We start from the raw sequence: 20,063 nt of genomic DNA, 5'->3' as shown, positions 1-20,063 counted from the left end.
CTGCATGACCACACATTCTGATCACATCGATGCTGATCACGAGCCGCAAAGCAACGGCAATGACCTGATTAATGATTTTTTCAGTTCACAAGGCACAACTATCCCTAAAGATTTCAAAAGTGGATTTGTTGCTATTGTTGGGCGTCCAAACGTGGGTAAATCTACGTTAATGAACCATATTTTAGGTCAAAAACTTTCGATTACTTCACGTAAGCCGCAAACCACTCGTCATAAAATTGTTGGTATTGATACGCGTGAAAAATCTCAGGCAGTCTTTGTCGATACGCCGGGGATGCACAAAAAAGAAGTCCGTGCCATCAATAAAATGATGAACCGTGCAGCGAGTTCGGCACTGCGTGATGTCAATCTGGTGTTATTTGTTGTTGATGCCCAAAAGTGGACTCAAAATGATGAGCTGGTTTTGGAAAAACTGAAAAATGCTGAAATGCCGGTAATTTTAGTAATCAATAAAATTGACACTTTTGAAAATAAAAACAGTGCCTTGCCATTGATTCAAGAACGCGCGAAGTTGATGAATTTCGCAGAAATTGTTCCAGTTTCAGCATTGCGTGCTTCAAATCTTGATCATTTGCGTGACACGATTGAAACGTATTTGCCGTTTCAGCCGCCTTTGTATGCATTGGATCAAATTACCGACCGTTCAGAGCGCTTCCTTGCCTCTGAAGTGATTCGTGAAAAGATCATGCGTCAGTTAGGTGAGGAACTGCCGTATGATTTAACGGTGCAGATTGAGTCGTTTAAGACTGAAGAAGCAACGATTAACGAAAAAACAGGTCGTCCAAAACCTGCCTGTACCTATATCGATGCGACGATTTTTGTTGATCGCCAAGGCCAAAAAGCCATTGTGATTGGTGAGAAGGGCGCGAAGCTGAAAAAAATCGGTATGGATGCGCGCGCGGATATGGAAAAAATGTTCGAACAAAAGATCATGCTGACACTTTGGGTTAAAGTGAAAGGTGGCTGGTCTGATGACGAACGTGCATTGAAAAGTTTAGGTTATAGCGATATCTAAACGGTTTAGATAAGTAACGCTTTTATAGGGAATAGTGATGATCAAAGTATTGGCAGTGGTAGTATGTGTTTTATTTCTGCAAGGCTGTGTTCATAAACTTGTCACTGTCCCTGTAAAAGTGGCTTATAAAACCACGAAGGGCGTAGTTAAAGGAACTGCTGCTGTCGTGGGGGCGGTCATTCCTGATGGGGATGATGAAGAAGATTCTAAAAAGAAAAAAGACTAGATTTAATTATTCATGCGAAATGAAGAGTTGCATGGCTATTTAATCCATCACCGTAAATACCGTGAGCGCAGTCATATCGTGCATTTGTTTACGCAGGAGCATGGTCGCGTTGATGGAATATTAAGACAAACTCCACCTCCGCAATATCAACCGATTTGCTTGCAGGCTTCAGGAAAATCCGATCTTAAAAATTTCACCAAACTTGAAATTGTCAATCAGCCGGTTTTTTTCTTTGGTGATGCCTTCTTTTCTGGCTTTTATTTGAATGAACTTATTCTTCGTTTATGTCCAGTTGAAGTCGAAATGCCACAGACCTTTGTGCAATATCATCTGACCTTGCAACAACTGCAGCAATTGGCACAGCACGAAAATCCTCATGTTTTTCTCAGACAAATTTTGCGTCAGTTCGAACATGCACTGCTAGAAGAGCTCGGCTATGCACTCGATTTTAGTATTGATGCCCAGCAGAATGATATTCAAGAAACCCAACACTATATATTTCAGCTCAATGAGGGTTTTATCCCAACCGCACAACAGTCACGCTCAACTTTAGCAGGACAGCAAATTCTGTCGATGCGTGATTATGAAAAGGGTAGGGATTTTAATCCGGAGCAGTTACAATTGTTGGCGCAACTGTATCGGCAGATGATCACCTCTCTTTTGGGAGAACGACCGCTGAAAAGCCGTCAATTGTGGGTTCAAAATACTCAATCTAAATCTTAATTTTTAATCATGGTTAGGAAATTGTTATGGCTGCTTTGCTTGGTGTAAATATTGACCATGTGGCGACATTGCGACAGGCGCGCGGAACCACTTATCCAGATCCAGTCAATGCTGCATTGATTTGTGAACAAGCCGGTGCAGAAGGAATTACCCTGCATTTACGTGAAGACCGTCGTCATATTCAAGATGATGATGTGCGTCGTATGCGTCCGTTATTGAAAACGCATATGAATCTGGAAATGGCAGTGACTCCTGAAATGGTTGAATTCGCCAAAGAAATCCAGCCGCAGCATGTTTGCTTTGTTCCAGAAAAACGTCAGGAAGTCACCACTGAAGGTGGTCTCGATGTTGTAGGTCATTTTGAAGAGGTTAAAGCAGCCACCCAAGCCTTGACTGCAATTGGCTGTGAAGTGTCTTTGTTTATTGATGCCGATATCGCACAAATTGATGCCGCGATTGCCTGTGGTGCACCGACCATTGAAATCCATACCGGTGCTTATGCAGATGCGAAAACAGCAGAAGCACAACAGCACGAACTTGAGCGTATTGTTCAAGGTGCAGAATATGCAGCCTCTAAAGGCTTGCTGGTGAATGCAGGACATGGCTTAAACCTTGAAAATGTCACGCCAATTGCGCAAATTCCACAAATTCATGAACTCAATATTGGTCATTCCATTATTGCCGATGCTGTATTTATCGGTTTGGCTCAAGCCGTTCAACAAATGAAAGCTGTCATTAAATCAGCAAGATAAGTTTTTAGAATTATGTCGTCAATAAATTATGATGATCTCATGAAGCCAGTTCTTGGCTTCTTGGGATGTGAAACGCCGAAAGCATGGTTAGATGAGGCAATGAATAACTTAGAGTTGCTCATGCAGGATCATGCCAATTGTGAAAAGAAAGCAGCAGGTACGGCCATGAACCTGATGTTTCGCTATACCTTCTTTACCGATTTACAGGTCAAACTGGCACAGTTAGTGCGTGAAGAAATGTTGCACTATGAACAAGTGCTTGAACTGATGACCAAACGTGGGCAGGAATGGCAATCGATTAGTGCGGGCCGTTATGCTGGTGGATTGCGTAAAGAAGTACGTACTTATGAGCCTGAAGCTTTAATCGACATTATGGTGATTGGGGCTTTTGTAGAAGCGCGTTCATGTGAGCGTTTCTATGCGCTCGCACCGCTGGTAGATGAAGACTTGGGCAAATACTATCGCTATCTTCTTAAGTCTGAATCGCGTCACTTTGAGGATTATTTGGCATTGGCACTGGATGTTGCTCAAACCTCAAAGTTAAAAAACCCTAAAGAAGATATTCAGCAGCGTATTGCGCACTTTCGTGAAGTGGAAAAAAACCTGATTTTAACTCCAGATAATTTATTCCGCTTTCATAGTGGTGTGCCGAGTAAAGCGGCTTAATCTATAGTTTTTATTTATAGTTCTTTAAAAATCCTCTATTTGAATAGGGGATTTTTTATATCTGGTCATTTTAGAATCTTGAAAATAAAAATGCCAACCTAAGTGGATTAGATTGGCATCATTAAATCAGGCTAATTTTTATTTAGGCTGAATTAAGCTTCAATGGTTTGAACGGCAATTTTCTTGGCAGGATCGACTTTACGGCGTACTGCGGGAACAGGTTCGCCATAATATTGACGGTCAGCAAAGTAGCTTGAACGAACCATCGGTGCAGCCCAGATATTTCTAAAACCAAGCTTTTGACCATGTGCGGTATAGCGTTCAAATTCTTCTGGTGTAACGAAACGGTCAATCGGTGCGTGTTGCTTAGAAGGCTGTAAATACTGACCGATGGTGATGTAGTCCACATCATGTGCACGAAGATCATCAAGTAGAGCCAGCACTTCTTCTTCAGTTTCACCCAGACCGACCATCAAACCACATTTGGTTGGAACGTCAGGGCAGTACTCTTTAAACATTTTAAGCAAGTCTAATGAGTGCTGATAATCAGAACCTGGACGCATCGCTTTATACAAACGTGGCACAGTTTCAATGTTGTGGTTAAATACGTCTGGTGGGCATTCCGTCATAATGCGTAAAGCCACGTCCATACGACCACGGAAATCTGGAACTAGAATTTCAAGTAGCGTTTTTGGGCTTAATTCACGGGCTTCTTTAATGCAGTCTACAAAGTGCTGAGCACCACCATCGCGAAGGTCATCACGGTCAACAGAGGTGATCACGGCATATTTCAGACCCAAGTTAGAAATCGTTTCTGCCATATGACGTGGTTCATCAGGATCAAGTGCATTTGGACGACCATGTGCAACGTCACAGAACGGACAGCGACGGGTACAGATATCACCCATGATCATAAAGGTTGCTGTACCACCGCCAAAACATTCTGGCAGGTTAGGACACGCCGCCTCTTCACACACTGTATGTAATTTTTGTGCGCGTAACGTAGTTTTAATGCGTTGAACTTCATCAGGAGCCGCCATTTTGACGCGAATCCAATCCGGTTTGCGTGGCGTTTCAACCGTAGGAATAACTTTTACAGGAATACGAGCGACTTTCTCTGCGCCACGAAGTTTGACACCCTGTTCTGGTTTACGGTTTTCAGACATATTCAACTTTCCACTGTTTTTGACGGGGGAGATGCGAGACATAATAGCCCTGTTATTATAGCGAACTTGGGCTCAAATAGGGCAAAAACGATATTCATTTAAAAAATGTTGTTATCACTCAATATATGTCAGCTAAATACACCCAATGCACGGGAATTACGTCATAATATAGCTTAGATTGATTAAAGATAGATTTTGATTAAAGGAGCGTTGAATGCCACGTAAAAAAGAGGTCGTTAGTGGAACTTTCGTCAAATATGATGCGGTAGTTCTCGGTTCAGGCCCTGCTGGTGAAGGCGCAGCAATGAAACTTGCTAAATCAGGCAAGCGTGTTGCAATTGTTGATATTCGTGAGCAGTTAGGTGGTAACTGTACGCATGTAGGAACCATTCCAAGTAAAGCATTACGTCAAACAGTATCGAGCATTTTACGTTACCAACGTGACCCAATGTTCCAGAAAGTGGGCGACTGGAAACAGTTCACCATGAAACAGGTATTGCGTAATGCACATAAAGTGATTCAGCAACAGGTTGAAACACACTCTCGTTTCTATGACCGAAATAAGATTGATATTTATCATGGTCGTGCTTATATCCAGGATAAAGATACCGTACTGATTTTCAGTGAAGATGGTATTAAAGAAACCATTATTTTCCAGCAATTGGTGATTGCGACAGGTTCGCGTCCCTACCGTCCAGCGGCGCTTGATTTTAATCATCCACGTGTATTTGATTCAGACAAAATTCTGGATCTGGATTTTTCAATCCAAAAAATCATCATTTACGGTGCAGGTGTGATTGGCTGTGAATATGCATCAATCTTCATTGGTCTAGACCATAAAGTTGATCTGATCAATACCCAGCACAAATTACTCAGCTACCTCGATGACGAAATTTCTGATGCCTTGTCTTACCGTTTACGTGAACAGGGCGTATTGATTCGTCATAATGAACAACTGGATCATCTTGAAACATTTGATGATCACGTAGTGATGCATTTACAAAGCGGCAAGAAAATTAAAGCGGATGCCATTTTGTGGTGTAACGGCCGTTCGGGTAATACCGATGGTTTAGGCCTTGAAAATGTGGGCATTCAACCTAACAGCCGTGGTCAGTTAACGGTCAATGATCAGTACCAGACTGAAGTGGACAACATCTACGCTGCTGGTGACGTGATTGGCTGGCCATCGCTGGCTTCTGCTGCTTATGACCAAGGTCGTTGTGCCGGTTCAAACATGAGCGGTGAACAGAATGTTAAGCCGGTAACAGATATTCCGACCGGTATTTATACCATTCCGGAAATTTCATCGATTGGTAAGACTGAACAGCAGTTAACTGAAGAAAAGATTCCTTATGAAGTCGGGCAGGCGTCTTTCCGTCATTTGGCGCGTGCGCAAATTACTGGCGACACTGTTGGTGAATTGAAGATTCTGTTCCACCGTGACACGCTGGAAATTTTGGGCGTACATTGTTTTGGTAACAATGCTTCCGAGATTATTCACATTGGTCAGGCGGTGATGAATAGTGGCAACAACACGATCAAATATTTTGTTGAGACCACGTTCAACTATCCGACCATGGCGGAAGCGTATCGTGTAGCAACATTAAATGGTATGAACCGTTTATTCTAAGCTGAAGTTTTGACTTAGATAAAAACCCGCAAGTGAAAACTTGCGGGTTTTTTGATTCAGGTCAGTAGAATCAGATCAGTTTAATCAAAGAAAATCACTAAGATGGATATACTGAAAAGTTATCTTTTAACTACGGCTGATCAAAGAGCAATCAGGCTGCCATTTTTCGGCATTCTTCCGCACATTGACGGCAGGCTTCGGCACAGCGCTGACAATGTTCATCCTGATGCTTGCCGCATTCTTCCGCACAGTAATCACAGGCTTTAGCGCATAAAGCACACATCTCCTGCCTAAAAGGTGACTGTTTCTGTTCCATACGGGCGCAGAGTTGACAGATGTCGGCACAATCCAGACAGCGCTGAATACACTCGCGCATCATTTCTAAATGTTCTTCTTTTAGGCAGGCACTGGCACAGGTGGCACAGGCCAGAGAGCAGTGCATACAGGCTTGGGCACAATCTGAAAAATGGCTGTTATTCATATTTTTCTCCTTGATGTGATGCATTTTAATCACTGAATACGCTAATCAGAAAAAGACAAATACACTAGTCCCATTGGGTGAGAAAAAGTAAATAAAGCAGGGATTTTGTTAAATTATCATTTTATAAAAATAGATTCTCTCAATCATTTTAATTTTGCAGATAAGGAGTGTGAGCAGAGCATGATCTATTTCAAAGTCTATTTTAAGAAATCACCATTGAGATAGTCATTCTCAATGGTGAAATATAAAGATCAAAGATTAGAGATCATGAGTTAAATCATTTTAGACAATTTGATTAGAGTTTCTTTTTATCTTTATTTCTTATTAAAAAGGACGACTTCCTGCCAGACTGATTCGTTTCAGTAAACGGCGCTGATCAGCCGGGAAAGGGCGACGTGAGTGTAAAGTCACCTGATTATCCCAAAACACGATATCGCCAATTTCCCATTGATGTTCATAGCGGAATTCAGGCTTAAGGATATGCGCGCGTAATGAAGCGATTAATTCACTGCCTGTTTGATCATCATAATTCACCAGTTCCACTTCACTTCGTGTATTTAGCCAAAGCGCTTTGCGACCACTTTCCGGATGTGTGCGTACTAATGGATGCGGATAAGCATGTCCAATAATCGGTTGATCTTTAAAACGGTATAAAGGACTTGTGCCATAGCCATTGCTATCATGGTCTTGAAGCTGTTGCCTGCGGACAAACGGGTTATAGGTAATCAGTTGCAACTCATCAATATGTTTTTGAGTGTCACGGTCTAAAGCTTCATAAGCCTGAATGGTGTTGAACCATGAGGTCTGGCCGCCATCTTCTGGAAGTTCAATCGCATAGAGCAAGGAACCAAAAGAGGGTTGTGGCGTCCATTGATGATCGGCATGCGGTGAAAGTTCACCATGACCGGTGTAATCGCCTTGACCCACGGCATTCGAGACAGGAATGACATCGGGTGGCGTGCCCGTATCCGATTGCGTTGCAAGTACTGGATTGTCTGCACTAGGGCGGAATATAGAGCCAAAATAACTGGTGAAAGCCAAGTACTGCAAATCATCTAATGTCTGTTTTTTAAAAATTAAAATCAAGTGTTCAGCGAGGGCTTGTTTCAGCCGGTGAATCGTTTCACCGGCTTGTGCTTTACGAGCATCCAAATCAAAAACAACGGCACCTAATGCTTCACCTTGTAAGGGGATAATGCTGATTTCTTCTGGGTTTTGAAATTGTTCTGCCTGATGCCAACGTGGTGCATCATGAATGGCTTGGGATAGTTGGGTAAGGCTGGTCATTGTTTTCTCAAATTATTTTGCTGTGAGAAAAATCTAATCAAGAATGACCCAAAGACCAAATCAAAAGAAGTGCTAAACTTATGAAATAACAATGAAATTTTATTAAATGAATGATTGTTAAACTTTTAATATAAACAGCAAAATAAAGCAGTTTTTTTGCTGTTTATGTGCTGATTTTTAAGCATTAATGTGGACAGAACGCTTGATTGAAGTATTCAAACAGTTGCGGAGTTTTGAACCACAATAAAATGGCTAAACTGATGAATCCAATCACCGCCAAAGCAATCATGGCTTTTAATCCAAATAGAGAATCAGTCATGAATCACAGCCTCCTCATTAACGAAGAAATGCACCACGATACCCAATAGACTCAGCACGATCGAAAACATCCACACCATATTGTAGTTGCCAGTCATGTCGTGATTGACACCACCGAGCCATCCACCAAAAAATGAACCGACTTGATGGGTAAAAAATACGATGCCGCTGAGCATGGAAAGGTATTTAACCCCAAACATATTCGCCACAATACCATTGGTCAAAGGTACGGTAGAGAGCCAGAGTAATCCCATAATGACGCCAAAGGCATAAATTGTCCATGTGGTTAAAGGCAGTGCCAAAAAGCCAATAATGGCGATCCCACGTAAGCCATATAAACCCATCAATAAGCGAGGTTTAGAATATTTTCCGCCCAGCCAGCCTGCAGTATAGGTCCCGACTATATTAAATAAACCGACTAAAGCCAGAAAAATGGTGCCTGTGGTTGCATTAAATCCATGATCAATCAGATAACCCGGTAAATGGATTCCAATAAACACCACTTGAAAGCCACAGACCAAAAAGCCCAAGGCCAGGAACCAAAACGGGGTATGATTTTTGGCAATCACCAAGATTTGCTTAAAGCTTAAAGCGGGCTTGTCGGCAAGCGAAGATGCGTTGGGAGCGACATACATTGGTGCTTTTAACATCCAGGCTAAAGGAATAATCAGGGCAATCAAAATAGCACTGACGATCAGTGCGGCTGACCAGCCAATATTTTGTAAAAGTAGTAAGGTCGATGGCAACATGATGAATTGCCCAAAAGAACCTGCGGCACTGGCAATCCCCATTGCAAGGCTGCGCTTTTCAGGATGTGCAGCACGTCCCACAGCAGAAAGTAACACTGGAAAAGAGGTTGCGGATAGGGCTAAGCCCAAGATTAAACCGACGCTTAAATTTAGCATTAAGCCTGTAGAGCTGAATGCCATAAGCAATAAGCCGATACTGTATAAAGCGCCGCCCACAGCAACCACAATTTTACTGCCATATTTATCTGCAAAAGCACCGGTGATGGGTTGTACCGCACCCCAGATCAGGTTCTGCATTGCAATGGCAAGACTAAAGACATTATGTCCCCAGCCAAATTCATGGCTCATGGGCACCAGATATAAACCGAAAGCATGACGCACGCCGAGGGATAACGCCAGAATTAGCGCACTTCCAATTAACATGTAAATAAGAGGTTTGGAAAAACGTGTATCTGACATAATTCATCCATGCTGCAATTGCGGTGTCGCTATGTTATTAGATTCCGAATAGGGAAGCGATTAAATAAATTTTAAACAAACGATAAAATTAAGTTATAGAAAATTTTATGAAATCAAAAAAAGACGACATAAAGCCGTCCTTTTCTTAAAAAGACTTTTAGAAGCGAATCCCTACACCGGCATAAGCCAATAATGGGTTAATCTCGATATCAGCTTTAGAGCGGATTAATTCACCGTGGGTCGCGTCAGTCACGGTAATGGTGGTCTCATTTTTCATGTGCGCATAGGAAACTGAACCAACCGCAAACCACTTGTCATTAAAGTCATAAGTAAAACCAACAGTGGCGATTGGGGCAATGGCATCCGTTGCCTCTAGTTCAACTTGAGGATTGGCTTTGCTCAGTTTGCCTTCTAGCGAAGCGCCGGCATTGCCTTCTTTAATATTGGCAATCATATGGCCTGCCGCAATTAAGTCCTGTTCGGTACGCGGGTTAATTTCCAGCTCATTGAAATAAGCATACATGACGCCTAAGCCTACATAAGGGCGAAATTTATTGACCCCAGTTTTACCAAAATGGTATTGGAATTCAAAGGCAGGCGTCCAGGCGCGTGCTGTAGCAGCGGGACCATTGCCTTCTAAATCAGTAATAAAAATATCGTTTTGCAGATCAATATTGAGGAATTCCAGCGGTAAATTGCCAATTTGGGGTGTGGCAATGGCAGAAAATGGCGCATAAATTTTACCTTTTCCTTGTAAGTCGACTTTAGGCGGAATGCCCGCTTTCATTTCAAAGGAAACATGATCGGTAAAGAAATAATTGGTCATAATGCCAAGAGTCGTGACATCATCTGCCTCTAAGCCGGTCCCCGGATTGTCCCATTGCTCTAAACCTTGAATCTTTGCACTGCCACTAAGTCCACTGCCGAGTTGACCGCCTGTAAGAAAACCTAATCCCTTTAATACTGTCGCCAGAGCTTTTTGATCCACATCCGGATTCAGGTTGTTTAATACGGTATCGACTTGAATGTCACCATTTTTGGAAACTTCACCATTTTTAACTGCAGTATTGACTTGAAAGGGCTGAGCTTTACCTTGAGGCATGACATGTAGTGCACCAACAGAAACAGAAAAGCGTTTAAATCCATCACCATCTTGTAGACTAAAATAGGGTGAATCGGCATGACTGATTGCAGGTAGGGCAGCAAGAGACGACATAATACAAAGTAGCGACTTTTTCATTCAGGGACTCCATGTCCATTTTACGTTTTTAAGTTTTTTTCTAATTTTTATTATATGGTTGAAAAATCACCTGACTGTTATTTAAAAATATAAATCTAGTTGTGTTCCTGTAATCATTTTGCTTATTTGTTATCAATAACATAGATAAAAATAATTTTTTGTAACTTCTTTTTTTGCTTATTGGTAAATTTATAAGGGTTTAAGATGGAAAATAATGACGCAAATATTTAGATATTTTTAACGCATTTTGACGTGTTTTTTAAGTCCTTTGTAGTGGTATAAACCACTACTCAGCTGCTATTGAGGTGGCTTTGATGCAGTGAATAGAAGCGATGATATAAACCAGCTAAAATCGTATCTCGCACTTGGGGGCATTTTTCCGTACAATATGTCTCAGAAATCCTTGAGTGAATCACATGAGCACCCAAAATACTCCCAAGAAAAAACCATTGGTCAATTTGCCTTTCCCGATTAAAAAAGAGAATGAGCAAAATGCGGATGAAGTGTTGGAAGAACTGCGTCCACGTCCACAGCGTTATGCTGACCGTACCTGGATGCCACCTCGCGGTACACGCCGTTCGATGGGAAAGCGCTAAGCTTTCAAATAAAAAAAGCCATGGTTTTAGCCATGGCTTTTTTTATTATGACTTTTTTATTTAAGTAACGCGATCCACGTTGATTCATTAAAGATCATTCGCTGTTGGTTTTCTTCTATTGTGATTCAGATAATAATTTCTTTTGTCTTGATACATCGCCATGTCAGCACGTTTTAGCATGTCTTCCATGCGTTCATCCGCATAATTGGTCGCATAACCCATCGACAGGCTAATCGGTTGAGTGGAATAAAACTGGTTATCTACAAATAAAAGTTCTTGCAGGCTTTGTAAACAGTTTTGTAGCGCTGCTTCATCAGCACCCGGCAACAGTATGACAAACTCGTCGCCACCAATCCGGCAGGCAGTATATAGGGTTTGCTGCACCACCTGATTCAAGACGTTGCCCATACGTTGTAATAAACTATCGCCGGCATCATGACCTAAACTGTCATTCAGTTCCTTTAATCCATTCATGTCTATAAAAATACAAGATACAGGACGCTGCCTGTTACGTTGTAAACGATTTAATTCAGTCGTATAAAAAGAACGGTTATACAGTTTGGTCAGCACGTCGTGCTTGCCTAAATATTCCAGATATTTTTCAGCTTTTTTACGTGCGGTAATGTCGGTGAGTGCAACCTGAACCATTCCCCAGTTATCCAGATAATCGGGGAATACGGTAAATTGCAGCAGGACGTGGCGCACGCTGCCATCGAGTGCATAATTCACGGCTTCACGCTGATGATGAATATTGCCATTCCACAGTTCAATTAATTGATCACGAAAGGTTTGGGTCATTTCCTGAGCAAAAACTTTATGCATGTTTTGAAATAACACGTCTTTATTTGGTGCGCCAAATAGTTCCAGTGTGGCCTGATTGACATCAATGATCAGAATATCTTTAATGCACTCATAGACAAACTCATTATGCACATCTAAAAAAGTCGGAAAGTCTTCAATACCCAAATCCCGTAATTTATCTAATTTAACCTTGATCCGGCTGAAATCTTCCACCCAAAGCGAGGTAGGAGAATAAATAAAGCGTGCTTCCGCGAGGTGTCGACTTTTTTCTTCAAGACGGCAGGCTTCGGTGTAAGAAGTAATATCTTCAGTGGTAATTAACAGCAGTGATAAATCGTGTTCATGTTGCGGCAGTACAATGCCTTTGAGCTGGATATCCAGACGTTGGCCCGTCAGAGTATAGTTCACTGCGGAATTGGAAAACTGGGTTTCGCCATTCCATAAGGCAAGCAGTTCCTTGACATGGGTTTTACTCATGTCTTGTTTAAAGACCAGATCAAGATTTTGGTGTAAATGCTCAAAGTCCCGGGCTTGATACAGTTCCAGAGTTTTAGAATTTACTTTTAATAATTTAATTTTTCTTGCACATTCAAGTATTCGGGATTCATCTTGTTGTAGAAAATCTAACAGATTTTCGACGCCCTGTTCACGCCAGAGATCAAATTGTTTTTTAACTTCGCTGTAGTCTTCAAGCCACATGGCAATGGGTGATAATTCAAAAAAAGGAGAATCCAACATTTCCATTACACGAGCTCATCATTTTTATTTAAATTTAAGAATGCAGTATAGAATGAAAAAAATGATTTTAAAATAATGTGATAAGTAAATTAATAATTTTTATTAATGACAATTGAATCATAAAATGTTTAATCCCATCATTAAAAAGCCAATTTTATAAATTGGCTTTTGTTAAGCGAGATTAAAAATTAGCGATTTTTTCTGCGTGCTTTATTTTCTGGTTTTGGGGCAGGAATTTCCCGTTCCCCTAGCCAAACATCAATAAAATCTTTTTCATTAATATTGTACAGTTCAAGCAAAGCTAAAATCACGCCACCAAACATCATCGGACCTTCAGAGTTGTTTTGCCATTCAAATATTTTGCCATTTAGAACATGTAAAATATCCGAAATTTCAAAACTACGATCACGGCCATTGCTATCAGTTGGATAGATTTCTGTATTTAAAATGATTCTTGCGGCACTTTTTTCATTTTCAGATAAATCGAGGCTAGTAATCACCTCATCATCACGTGTGGAAAAAATCAGCTCATCATTAAAAACAGTTCTTAAAAAATGCCGGGTCAGCTTTGGTAAGGCTCTTTCTACAAAAGGGCGGAATGAACTTGGCAAAATCACATTATGTGAAATGCCCTTAAACATCGGCGCAATTTCTTCAGTTTTGTAACCTGCAATGCCACAGCCCACTGAGGTGATGAAATAGGTCATCTTGGGATGGTTTTTGGTATAAATCTTGAAATCATCAATATAGTGCTGAATTTGCGACAGCGGCATTTGTTGCAAATGCTCATTCATGGTCGGAATGGCATAACTTTGACCTGACCAGCCGCGACCGACACCTGAAATTGCACCAAAGTGCTCAAGCGCAGTACGTGCAGCTCCACCTGCATGCTGTCCTGCCATATTGCTGCCAAAAACAAACACAGTATCTTCAGGCAAGCTTTTTACAATATTTTCATCGTGATAGTGATATGACATAGGCGAATACAATCGTATGGTCTTTCATTCATGTTGCAATTGAAATAGCGGATGGTCAAGTGAAAGATCAGTATTTTTAAATTTAGCCTACAGATCATAAATGAAGGTCAAATTCTTTACCTATTTCAACCCTATCTACTCAGAAACGCTCATTTAATAATTCCGTTGTATGCTCGTGATTTAAGCTAGTTAAGACATAAAAAACAATAGAGCGATAGAAGAGATTTAAAATATTCTAAATACACAAATATAAATATCCCGATATTGCATGTTGAGCTTTAGCCCTCATATTATTGGAATTGTATTATTGTATAGAAGCTGAAAAATATGTCGGATAGTCAACAACCTTTTGAGTTAGTGACCAGCTATCAACCTGCGGGTGATCAGCCGCAAGCCATTGAGAAACTGGTCAGTGGTATTGAAAAAGGCTATCACGACCAGTTGCTATTGGGGGTGACGGGTTCGGGTAAAACTTATACCATGGCCAATGTCATTGCCCGGACCCAACGTCCAACCATTGTCATGGCGCACAACAAGACCTTGGCTGCACAGTTATACGGCGAATTTAAGTCATTTTTCCCGAATAATGCGGTTGAATATTTTGTCAGTTATTATGACTACTATCAGCCGGAAGCCTATGTCCCATCTTCCGATACCTTTATCGAAAAAGATTCTGCCATTAATGATCATATTGATCAGATGCGCCTTTCAGCAACGCGTGCATTATTAGAACGTCGCGATGCCATTATTGTGGCATCTGTCTCTGCGATTTATGGTTTGGGTGATCCAAACGCCTATATGAGCATGTTGCTGCATATTGTTCAGGGTGACCGAATCAGCCGTGATGACATTATTCGTCGTCTGGTCGAGATGCAATATACCCGCAATGAACTTGAATTTTTACGCGGTACTTACCGTATTCGCGGTGAAATTATGGATATTTTCCCGGCCGAATCCGATCAGGATGCGATTCGTATTGAACTGTTTGATGATGAAGTCGATTCCATCCGCTGGTTTGATCCATTAACCGGGAAAATGGTGCGTAAAGTACCGCGGGTGACAATTTATCCAAAAAGTCATTATGTGACCCCGAAAGATAACTTGCAGCGCGCCATTGGTACCATTCGTGAAGAGCTGAAAGAGCGTTTGGTCTTCTTTCGCGAAAATGACAAATTACTTGAAGCACAGCGGATTGAACAGCGTACCCGTTATGATCTGGAAATGATGCAGCAGTTGGGCTATACCAACGGTATCGAAAACTATTCGCGTCATTTGTCAGGTCGTCCATCGGGTGAAGCACCACCGACCTTATTCGACTATATTCCTGACGATGCTTTACTGATTATTGATGAATCGCATGTCACGGTTCCGCAAATTGGCGCGATGTATAAAGGTGACCGTTCACGTAAAGAAAACCTGGTCAATTATGGTTTTCGTTTACCGAGTGCTTTGGATAACCGCCCAATGCAGTTTGAAGAATGGCAGCGCATAGTTCCGACCACCATTTATGTCAGCGCAACCCCGGCAAAATATGAACTGGAAAGATCTGAGCAAATTGCAGAGCAGGTGGTTCGTCCAACCGGTCTGGTCGATCCTGAAATTGAAATTCGTCCAGTACTGACCCAAGTCGATGACGTGCTTTCAGAAATCAATCTGCGTAAAGATATCGATGAGCGTGTTTTGATCACCACACTCACCAAGCGTATGGCGGAAGATTTAACTTCATATTTAAAGGAATATGGGATAAAAGTCGCTTATTTACATTCAGATATCGATACCGTAGAACGGGTGAAGATTATTCATGAATTACGTTCGGGTGTGCATGATGTGCTGGTCGGCATTAACCTGTTACGTGAAGGTCTGGATATGCCAGAAGTATCTTTGGTGGCGATTCTGGATGCCGATAAAGAGGGTTTCTTGCGTTCTGAGCGCTCACTGATTCAGACTATCGGTCGTGCCGCGCGTAATGTGAAGGGTAAAGCAATTTTGTATGCTGATCGTATTACCGATTCCATGCGAAAAGCGATTGATGAAACCGACCGACGTCGTGCCAAGCAGATCGAATTTAATGAATTGCATGGTATTACGCCACGCAGTACCAAACGCCAAAACAATAAGGATATTGATACCGGTGAAGTGCTGACTGATGATCAGATTGATGAAAATATCTCGGACCAGGCACGTGCTTTAAGTGCGGATGAGCGCCATATTCTGGCCGATCCTAAGTTGCTGGCGAAACACATGTCCAAACTGGAAAAAGAGATGCTGAAAGCATCGAAAGAATTGCAGTTTGAACAGGCAGCGCGACTGCGTGATGAGATTGTTCGCTTAAAAGCACAGATGTTAAGTTAGGTGTAAATTCGTTGAAAAAGTAATTTTTTACTGCAAAATCATTACATAACTCTACAGTATCAATAAGTTGGAATGGGTTATTTTGAAGTGGCGACTCACTATAACTTTGAAATAATTCTTAAATTTTGACTAAAAAGGTAGCTTTATGACAACGAATGATCTTTCTAAAGCCGGCTTTAAACTGGCTAAAATTGCGTTGGGTGGCGCGGTGCTGATTGGTTTGGGTATGGCAACCATGGCTTATGCACAAACCAAGTCCTTAGCCACCGTTGAAAAAGTCGAATTAGATAAATATTTAGGTGTTTGGTATGAAGTTGCCCGTAAGCCAATGTACTTCCAAAATAAATGTGACCGTGATGTATCTGCGACCTATACGCTCAATGAAAATGGCAATATTGGCGTAGATAACCGTTGCTATAGTAAAGATGGAAAATTAAACCATTCTGTCGGTGAGGCATTCATTCAAAATGCACCCTTTAACACTAAGCTGAAAGTCAGTTTCTTGCCAGAATCTGTTCGCTGGTTGCCGGTAGGACGTGGGGATTACTGGGTGCTAAAAATTGATGATGCTTATCAAACCGTGTTGGTGGGTGAGCCACGCCGTAGATATCTGTGGGTGTTGTCCCGTTCAGCACACCCGGATCAAGCAGTGGTCAAGGAATATCTGGATTATGCCCAATCTATAGGCTATGACATTGGTGATGTGATTTACACCAAGCAGACCTAGAAATAAGCTTAAAAGATTGAGTGATCAAACCATGCTTCGGCATGGTTTTTTATTGGATGGTCAATTTGAAGGATGAATTATCAAGTTTTCTTGGTGTGTCATGTTTATAATGCAGGCGAGATAAATCCAGAGATACAAAATGTATAAAGGCGTAGCTTTGTCTGTATTGGCATCGGTCACTTTTGGGGTTTTGTATTTCTACACCCAATTCTTAAAGCCTTTAGATAGCGAGCAGACTTTTGCTTGGCGTATGTTGGCCACACTGCCATTTTTAACTTTATTTATGTGGTGGACCGGTGATTTAAAACATATCACGGAAATTTTTAAACGGATTTTCAAGCAACCGACTTTTTTAATCTGGCTGATCATCAGTTCACTTTTATGCACTACCCAGCTTTGGTTGTTCTTATGGGGACCGATTAACGGGCGTGGTCTGGAAGTCTCTTTGGGGTATTTTTTATTACCCTTGGTGATGGTACTGATTGGTTGTGTACTTTACAAAGAAAAACTGTCCAAGTGGCAGATTGCTGCGGTGATTTTTGCCAGTATTGGGGTGGGGCATGAGCTATGGCGCATTGGCAGTATTGCCTGGGAAACGGCCTATGTTGCCGTTGCCTATCCGGTTTATTTCTTTTTAAGACGTGCTTTTAAAACTGACCACTTGGGTGGTTTCTGGTGGGACTTGTTTTTAATCCTTCCCGTCGCTATTTATTTGGCGGTTGTATATAGCGACTCTTTTGCTTTAATTGGACAATTTCCCCACTTAATCTGGGCGGTTTTAGGATTGGGCTTTTTAAGTGCCTTGGGATTGGGAAGTTATATTCTGGCGAGCCGGTATCTGCCTTTTGTTATATTTGGATTGTTAAGCTATCTAGAACCGGTATTGCTGGCTTTTGCCTCCATTGCCTTGGGTGAAAGGGTAGAAGCAGCAGAGTGGTTTACTTACATTCCCATCTGGCTTGCTGTTTTATTGCTGGTGCTAGAGGGGATTTTACATGTCATTAAGCAGCAGCAGAACAAGCAACATTTGCTTAAAAATGCAGAAGGGTTTGAGCAGCGCCGTAATGATAATAATGATAATAATGATATAATATAGATTGTTAGACAAAGTGAAGCTTCGCAATGAGCTTCATTGGGTTAAATATAAAATCTCAAAATCACACGATTCACTTGGAGAGGGGACAGCATGCAAACTGCGACGATACCATATCATCTGCGTGCACGATTATTACAAATTGAGCCCAGTTTAGATTTAGAGTGGGAGCGCGAGTTAAAGCTGATCCTTGCTGATACTTCAACGGATATTCAAAATACCATTGATCATCAAGTGCTACGACCTAAAAAGATCAAATGGGATCGTGAACTCAATCAGTTTAGCTATCAGGGTCAACCTTCTGTTGAATTGCTTTGTCAAAAATTGACGCAGGAAAAAATTAAATATTTTGCGAATACATTACATTTTTCCTTAAGTAGCCTGAAAACTTTAACTGATGCACTACAGATTGCAGATTATTTAGAAAATGCGATTGCTCAAATTGATCAGATTGAAGTGGAAGAAAACTTCCATATGCAGCGTGAAAAGTTAGAGTTGCGCCGTACTTTTTTACTAAATGCCGCAGAAATTATTCGTGAACTGGATATTCCAGCTCTGGATGGTATTCGTCAGCTGACAACAGCGCAAATTAAGTGTTTTATTTTAGAAGTTTTTATTAAGCAACAATTGTTAGGATATTGGTTCAAACCGCTGTTAAAAAAACAAGCGGAAGAGATGAAGCATCCTATTTTTCGTTACTTCCTTCTTCAAGAACAAAAAATTCGACATTTCGATATAGTGCGAACTTCAAAATTTTTATTCATTGTCGCACCGGTCATGGACCTAGAGCAAAACCCATATTCAATTCGTCGTTTTATCGTGGAAGAACAGGGCGCTTTGCCTAATCAGGTATATCTGAATATTTTGGTCCTTGAATTGCACAATGATATGGAAAGCGATGTAATTGATGTGATTAAAGCCCAAATGCAACGTATGGTGACGCTACAAAGCCAGATTCATCTGGATGTCATGGACATTGTGCATCAGCTTGAACAGGTATGTGAACAAAAATTGCTACCTTTATTGGTAGAGCCTATTCAAGTTGTTGAGAAAAATGCCGATGTGGTGGCACAACGACATTTGAAAAATTTTGAAAGCGTGCTCACTAAGGCATATTTATTGCCAATTCGTGATGCGATTAAAGATCATCTTTCGCATATTGAAGAGTTTGATTACTTGTATTTACATGTGCATAAGAATTTTTCTGAAATTTTGGCTTACTACAGAGAATTCAAGTCTCAACCTGCTTTTATGTTTAATGATTACATTCAAAATTTTGAATACAAATTATTGGGCTTTTTAAAACTTCTTGAGAAACGTAAGCCTGAAACATTTATCCCGATGAATCGATATGAATGGGAAGTGATGCATACGCGATCAGAGCAACCGATTAAAGACATCCAAAGTGCAATTACAGACCCTCTTCAGGAATACCGTGAACTGAAGATGTATTTGAAGAAACAAAGCCGTTTACAGCAAGAAGATCAGAAAAAATCATTTTTTAAAAAATTATGGGCAAAAAATACAGTTAGCCAAGAATTAGAGCTGGCAACAGCAAAAGCACAAAAAATGAAGCGGGATATATTTTTAACCATTCTTCAGGTGCCGCGAACACATGCCAACAACAGCGTCTTTATTGAGTTTGAAACCTTACAACATCTGCAGGAGGTTGCACGTCATTATGCTTTCCCTTGTGGTGATAATGGCTTAACGCGTTTACCCATGCTCATTCATCTTCCTGAAACCTATGATACTTTTGAGATCGAAGACTTTAATGCATCAATGAGTTTAGATCTGAATTTTTCAGCAGGCAGTAAAGCGCAGAAGCCGATCGAGGATGTAATCACTTTCGAATAAATGGGATTGAGTGATTAAACAACATTTAACAAAAAACTTTTTAAAGCCGCTAAAATAGCGGTTTTAAAATTTTAAAAAGCAAAATCATTATAGGGTCTGTTGACATTTCAAGTATAGAATTTACCCGATAAAGGTAGCCAAATAAATACACAAGCTAATGCAACTGCACCCTCATAGCTACACTTTAGCTTA

At 41.1% G+C, this 20,063-nt stretch carries 19 protein-coding genes and 1 pseudogene; 11 read left to right on the top strand and 9 right to left on the bottom strand.

Annotated elements, in window-relative coordinates:
* Positions 1–4: 4 nt before the first annotated feature.
* Genes era through ACU0NF_RS10890 form a run of 5 tightly spaced genes read left to right on the top strand, consistent with a single transcriptional unit; the run spans position 5 to position 3,400 of the window.
* Entirely contained in the window at positions 5–1,033 is a 1,029-nt protein-coding gene (gene era, locus ACU0NF_RS10910) for a GTPase Era (RefSeq protein WP_131382886.1), read from the top strand.
* A gap of 37 nt (positions 1,034–1,070) precedes the next feature.
* A complete protein-coding gene (locus ACU0NF_RS10905; protein WP_131382885.1) occupies positions 1,071–1,259 on the top strand; it encodes an NF038104 family lipoprotein in 189 nt (62 codons plus the stop codon).
* A gap of 12 nt (positions 1,260–1,271) precedes the next feature.
* Positions 1,272–1,982, top strand: coding sequence for a DNA repair protein RecO (recO, locus tag ACU0NF_RS10900; protein ID WP_445661135.1), 711 nt, complete (start codon positions 1,272–1,274; stop codon positions 1,980–1,982).
* Between the two features lie 26 nt (positions 1,983–2,008).
* A complete protein-coding gene (gene pdxJ, locus ACU0NF_RS10895) occupies positions 2,009–2,734 on the top strand; it encodes a pyridoxine 5'-phosphate synthase (RefSeq protein ID WP_445661134.1) in 726 nt (241 codons plus the stop codon).
* A 12-nt stretch (positions 2,735–2,746) separates the two neighbouring features.
* Positions 2,747–3,400: a tRNA-(ms[2]io[6]A)-hydroxylase gene (locus ACU0NF_RS10890; RefSeq protein ID WP_131268870.1), complete on the top strand. Its 654-nt coding sequence runs from the start codon at positions 2,747–2,749 to the stop codon at positions 3,398–3,400.
* 152 nt (positions 3,401–3,552) lie between these two features.
* On the opposite strand, the gene lipA is transcribed toward ACU0NF_RS10890, so the two are convergent.
* Complete coding sequence (gene lipA, locus ACU0NF_RS10885) at positions 3,553–4,566, bottom strand: lipoyl synthase (RefSeq protein WP_445661133.1); 1,014 nt, start codon at positions 4,564–4,566, stop codon at positions 3,553–3,555.
* 214 nt (positions 4,567–4,780) lie between these two features.
* On the opposite strand from lipA, the gene sthA reads away from it, so the two are divergent.
* Entirely contained in the window at positions 4,781–6,196 is a 1,416-nt protein-coding gene (gene sthA / locus ACU0NF_RS10880) for a Si-specific NAD(P)(+) transhydrogenase (RefSeq protein WP_445661132.1), read from the top strand.
* A 151-nt stretch (positions 6,197–6,347) separates the two neighbouring features.
* On the opposite strand, the gene ACU0NF_RS10875 is transcribed toward sthA, so the two are convergent.
* From ACU0NF_RS10875 to ACU0NF_RS10855, 5 genes are all read right to left on the bottom strand, one after another.
* On the bottom strand, positions 6,348–6,677 hold the full coding sequence (locus tag ACU0NF_RS10875; protein ID WP_445661131.1) for a four-helix bundle copper-binding protein: 330 nt from the start codon (positions 6,675–6,677) through the stop codon (positions 6,348–6,350).
* Between the two features lie 324 nt (positions 6,678–7,001).
* On the bottom strand, positions 7,002–7,964 hold the full coding sequence (locus tag ACU0NF_RS10870; protein ID WP_445661130.1) for a TauD/TfdA dioxygenase family protein: 963 nt from the start codon (positions 7,962–7,964) through the stop codon (positions 7,002–7,004).
* A gap of 184 nt (positions 7,965–8,148) precedes the next feature.
* A complete protein-coding gene (locus ACU0NF_RS10865; protein ID WP_268916188.1) occupies positions 8,149–8,283 on the bottom strand; it encodes a hypothetical protein in 135 nt (44 codons plus the stop codon).
* The gene (locus tag ACU0NF_RS10860) at positions 8,276–9,490 is read right to left on the bottom strand and encodes an MFS transporter (protein WP_445661129.1); all 1,215 of its coding nucleotides are present in this window, start codon (positions 9,488–9,490) and stop codon (positions 8,276–8,278) included. Before ACU0NF_RS10860 ends, ACU0NF_RS10865 begins: the two co-directional genes overlap by 8 nt.
* 157 nt (positions 9,491–9,647) lie before the next feature.
* The gene (locus ACU0NF_RS10855; protein WP_445661128.1) at positions 9,648–10,730 is read right to left on the bottom strand and encodes an OmpW/AlkL family protein; all 1,083 of its coding nucleotides are present in this window, start codon (positions 10,728–10,730) and stop codon (positions 9,648–9,650) included.
* A 416-nt stretch (positions 10,731–11,146) separates the two neighbouring features.
* Between ACU0NF_RS10855 and ACU0NF_RS10850 the strand changes: the two genes are divergently transcribed.
* Positions 11,147–11,326 carry a hypothetical protein gene (locus ACU0NF_RS10850; protein WP_067725036.1) on the top strand — a complete coding sequence of 60 codons (180 nt, stop codon included), beginning with the start codon at positions 11,147–11,149 and terminating at the stop codon, positions 11,324–11,326.
* Positions 11,327–11,413: 87 nt separating this feature from the next.
* Here ACU0NF_RS10850 and ACU0NF_RS10845 read toward each other — a convergent pair whose 3' ends face one another.
* Complete coding sequence (locus tag ACU0NF_RS10845; RefSeq protein ID WP_445661127.1) at positions 11,414–12,871, bottom strand: diguanylate cyclase domain-containing protein; 1,458 nt, start codon at positions 12,869–12,871, stop codon at positions 11,414–11,416.
* A gap of 182 nt (positions 12,872–13,053) precedes the next feature.
* Positions 13,054–13,842, bottom strand: a complete 789-nt coding sequence (locus ACU0NF_RS10840) for an A1S_2505 family phage non-structural protein (RefSeq protein ID WP_445661126.1) — start codon at positions 13,840–13,842, stop codon at positions 13,054–13,056.
* 327 nt (positions 13,843–14,169) lie between these two features.
* On the opposite strand from ACU0NF_RS10840, the gene uvrB reads away from it, so the two are divergent.
* From uvrB to ACU0NF_RS10820, 4 genes are all read left to right on the top strand, one after another.
* Positions 14,170–16,194 (top strand): excinuclease ABC subunit UvrB, encoded by a 2,025-nt coding sequence (gene uvrB, locus ACU0NF_RS10835; RefSeq protein WP_370983490.1) that lies wholly within the window; start codon positions 14,170–14,172, stop codon positions 16,192–16,194.
* 145 nt (positions 16,195–16,339) lie between these two features.
* Complete coding sequence (locus ACU0NF_RS10830) at positions 16,340–16,921, top strand: lipocalin family protein (protein WP_445661125.1); 582 nt, start codon at positions 16,340–16,342, stop codon at positions 16,919–16,921.
* Positions 16,922–17,060: 139 nt separating this feature from the next.
* On the top strand, positions 17,061–18,017 hold the full coding sequence (gene rarD / locus ACU0NF_RS10825; RefSeq protein WP_445661124.1) for an EamA family transporter RarD: 957 nt from the start codon (positions 17,061–17,063) through the stop codon (positions 18,015–18,017).
* 90 nt (positions 18,018–18,107) lie between these two features.
* On the top strand, positions 18,108–19,871 hold the full coding sequence (locus ACU0NF_RS10820) for a hypothetical protein (protein WP_445661123.1): 1,764 nt from the start codon (positions 18,108–18,110) through the stop codon (positions 19,869–19,871).
* A 107-nt stretch (positions 19,872–19,978) separates the two neighbouring features.
* Here the strand turns inward: ACU0NF_RS10820 and ACU0NF_RS10815 are convergent.
* Positions 19,979–20,063: pseudogene (locus ACU0NF_RS10815) on the bottom strand (IS5/IS1182 family transposase); the annotation flags it as partial.

The organism is Acinetobacter sp. F16, assembly GCF_052712855.1.
The sequence above is the reverse complement of the archived record's forward strand: the minus strand, read 5'-3'. Positions and strand labels throughout refer to the sequence as shown.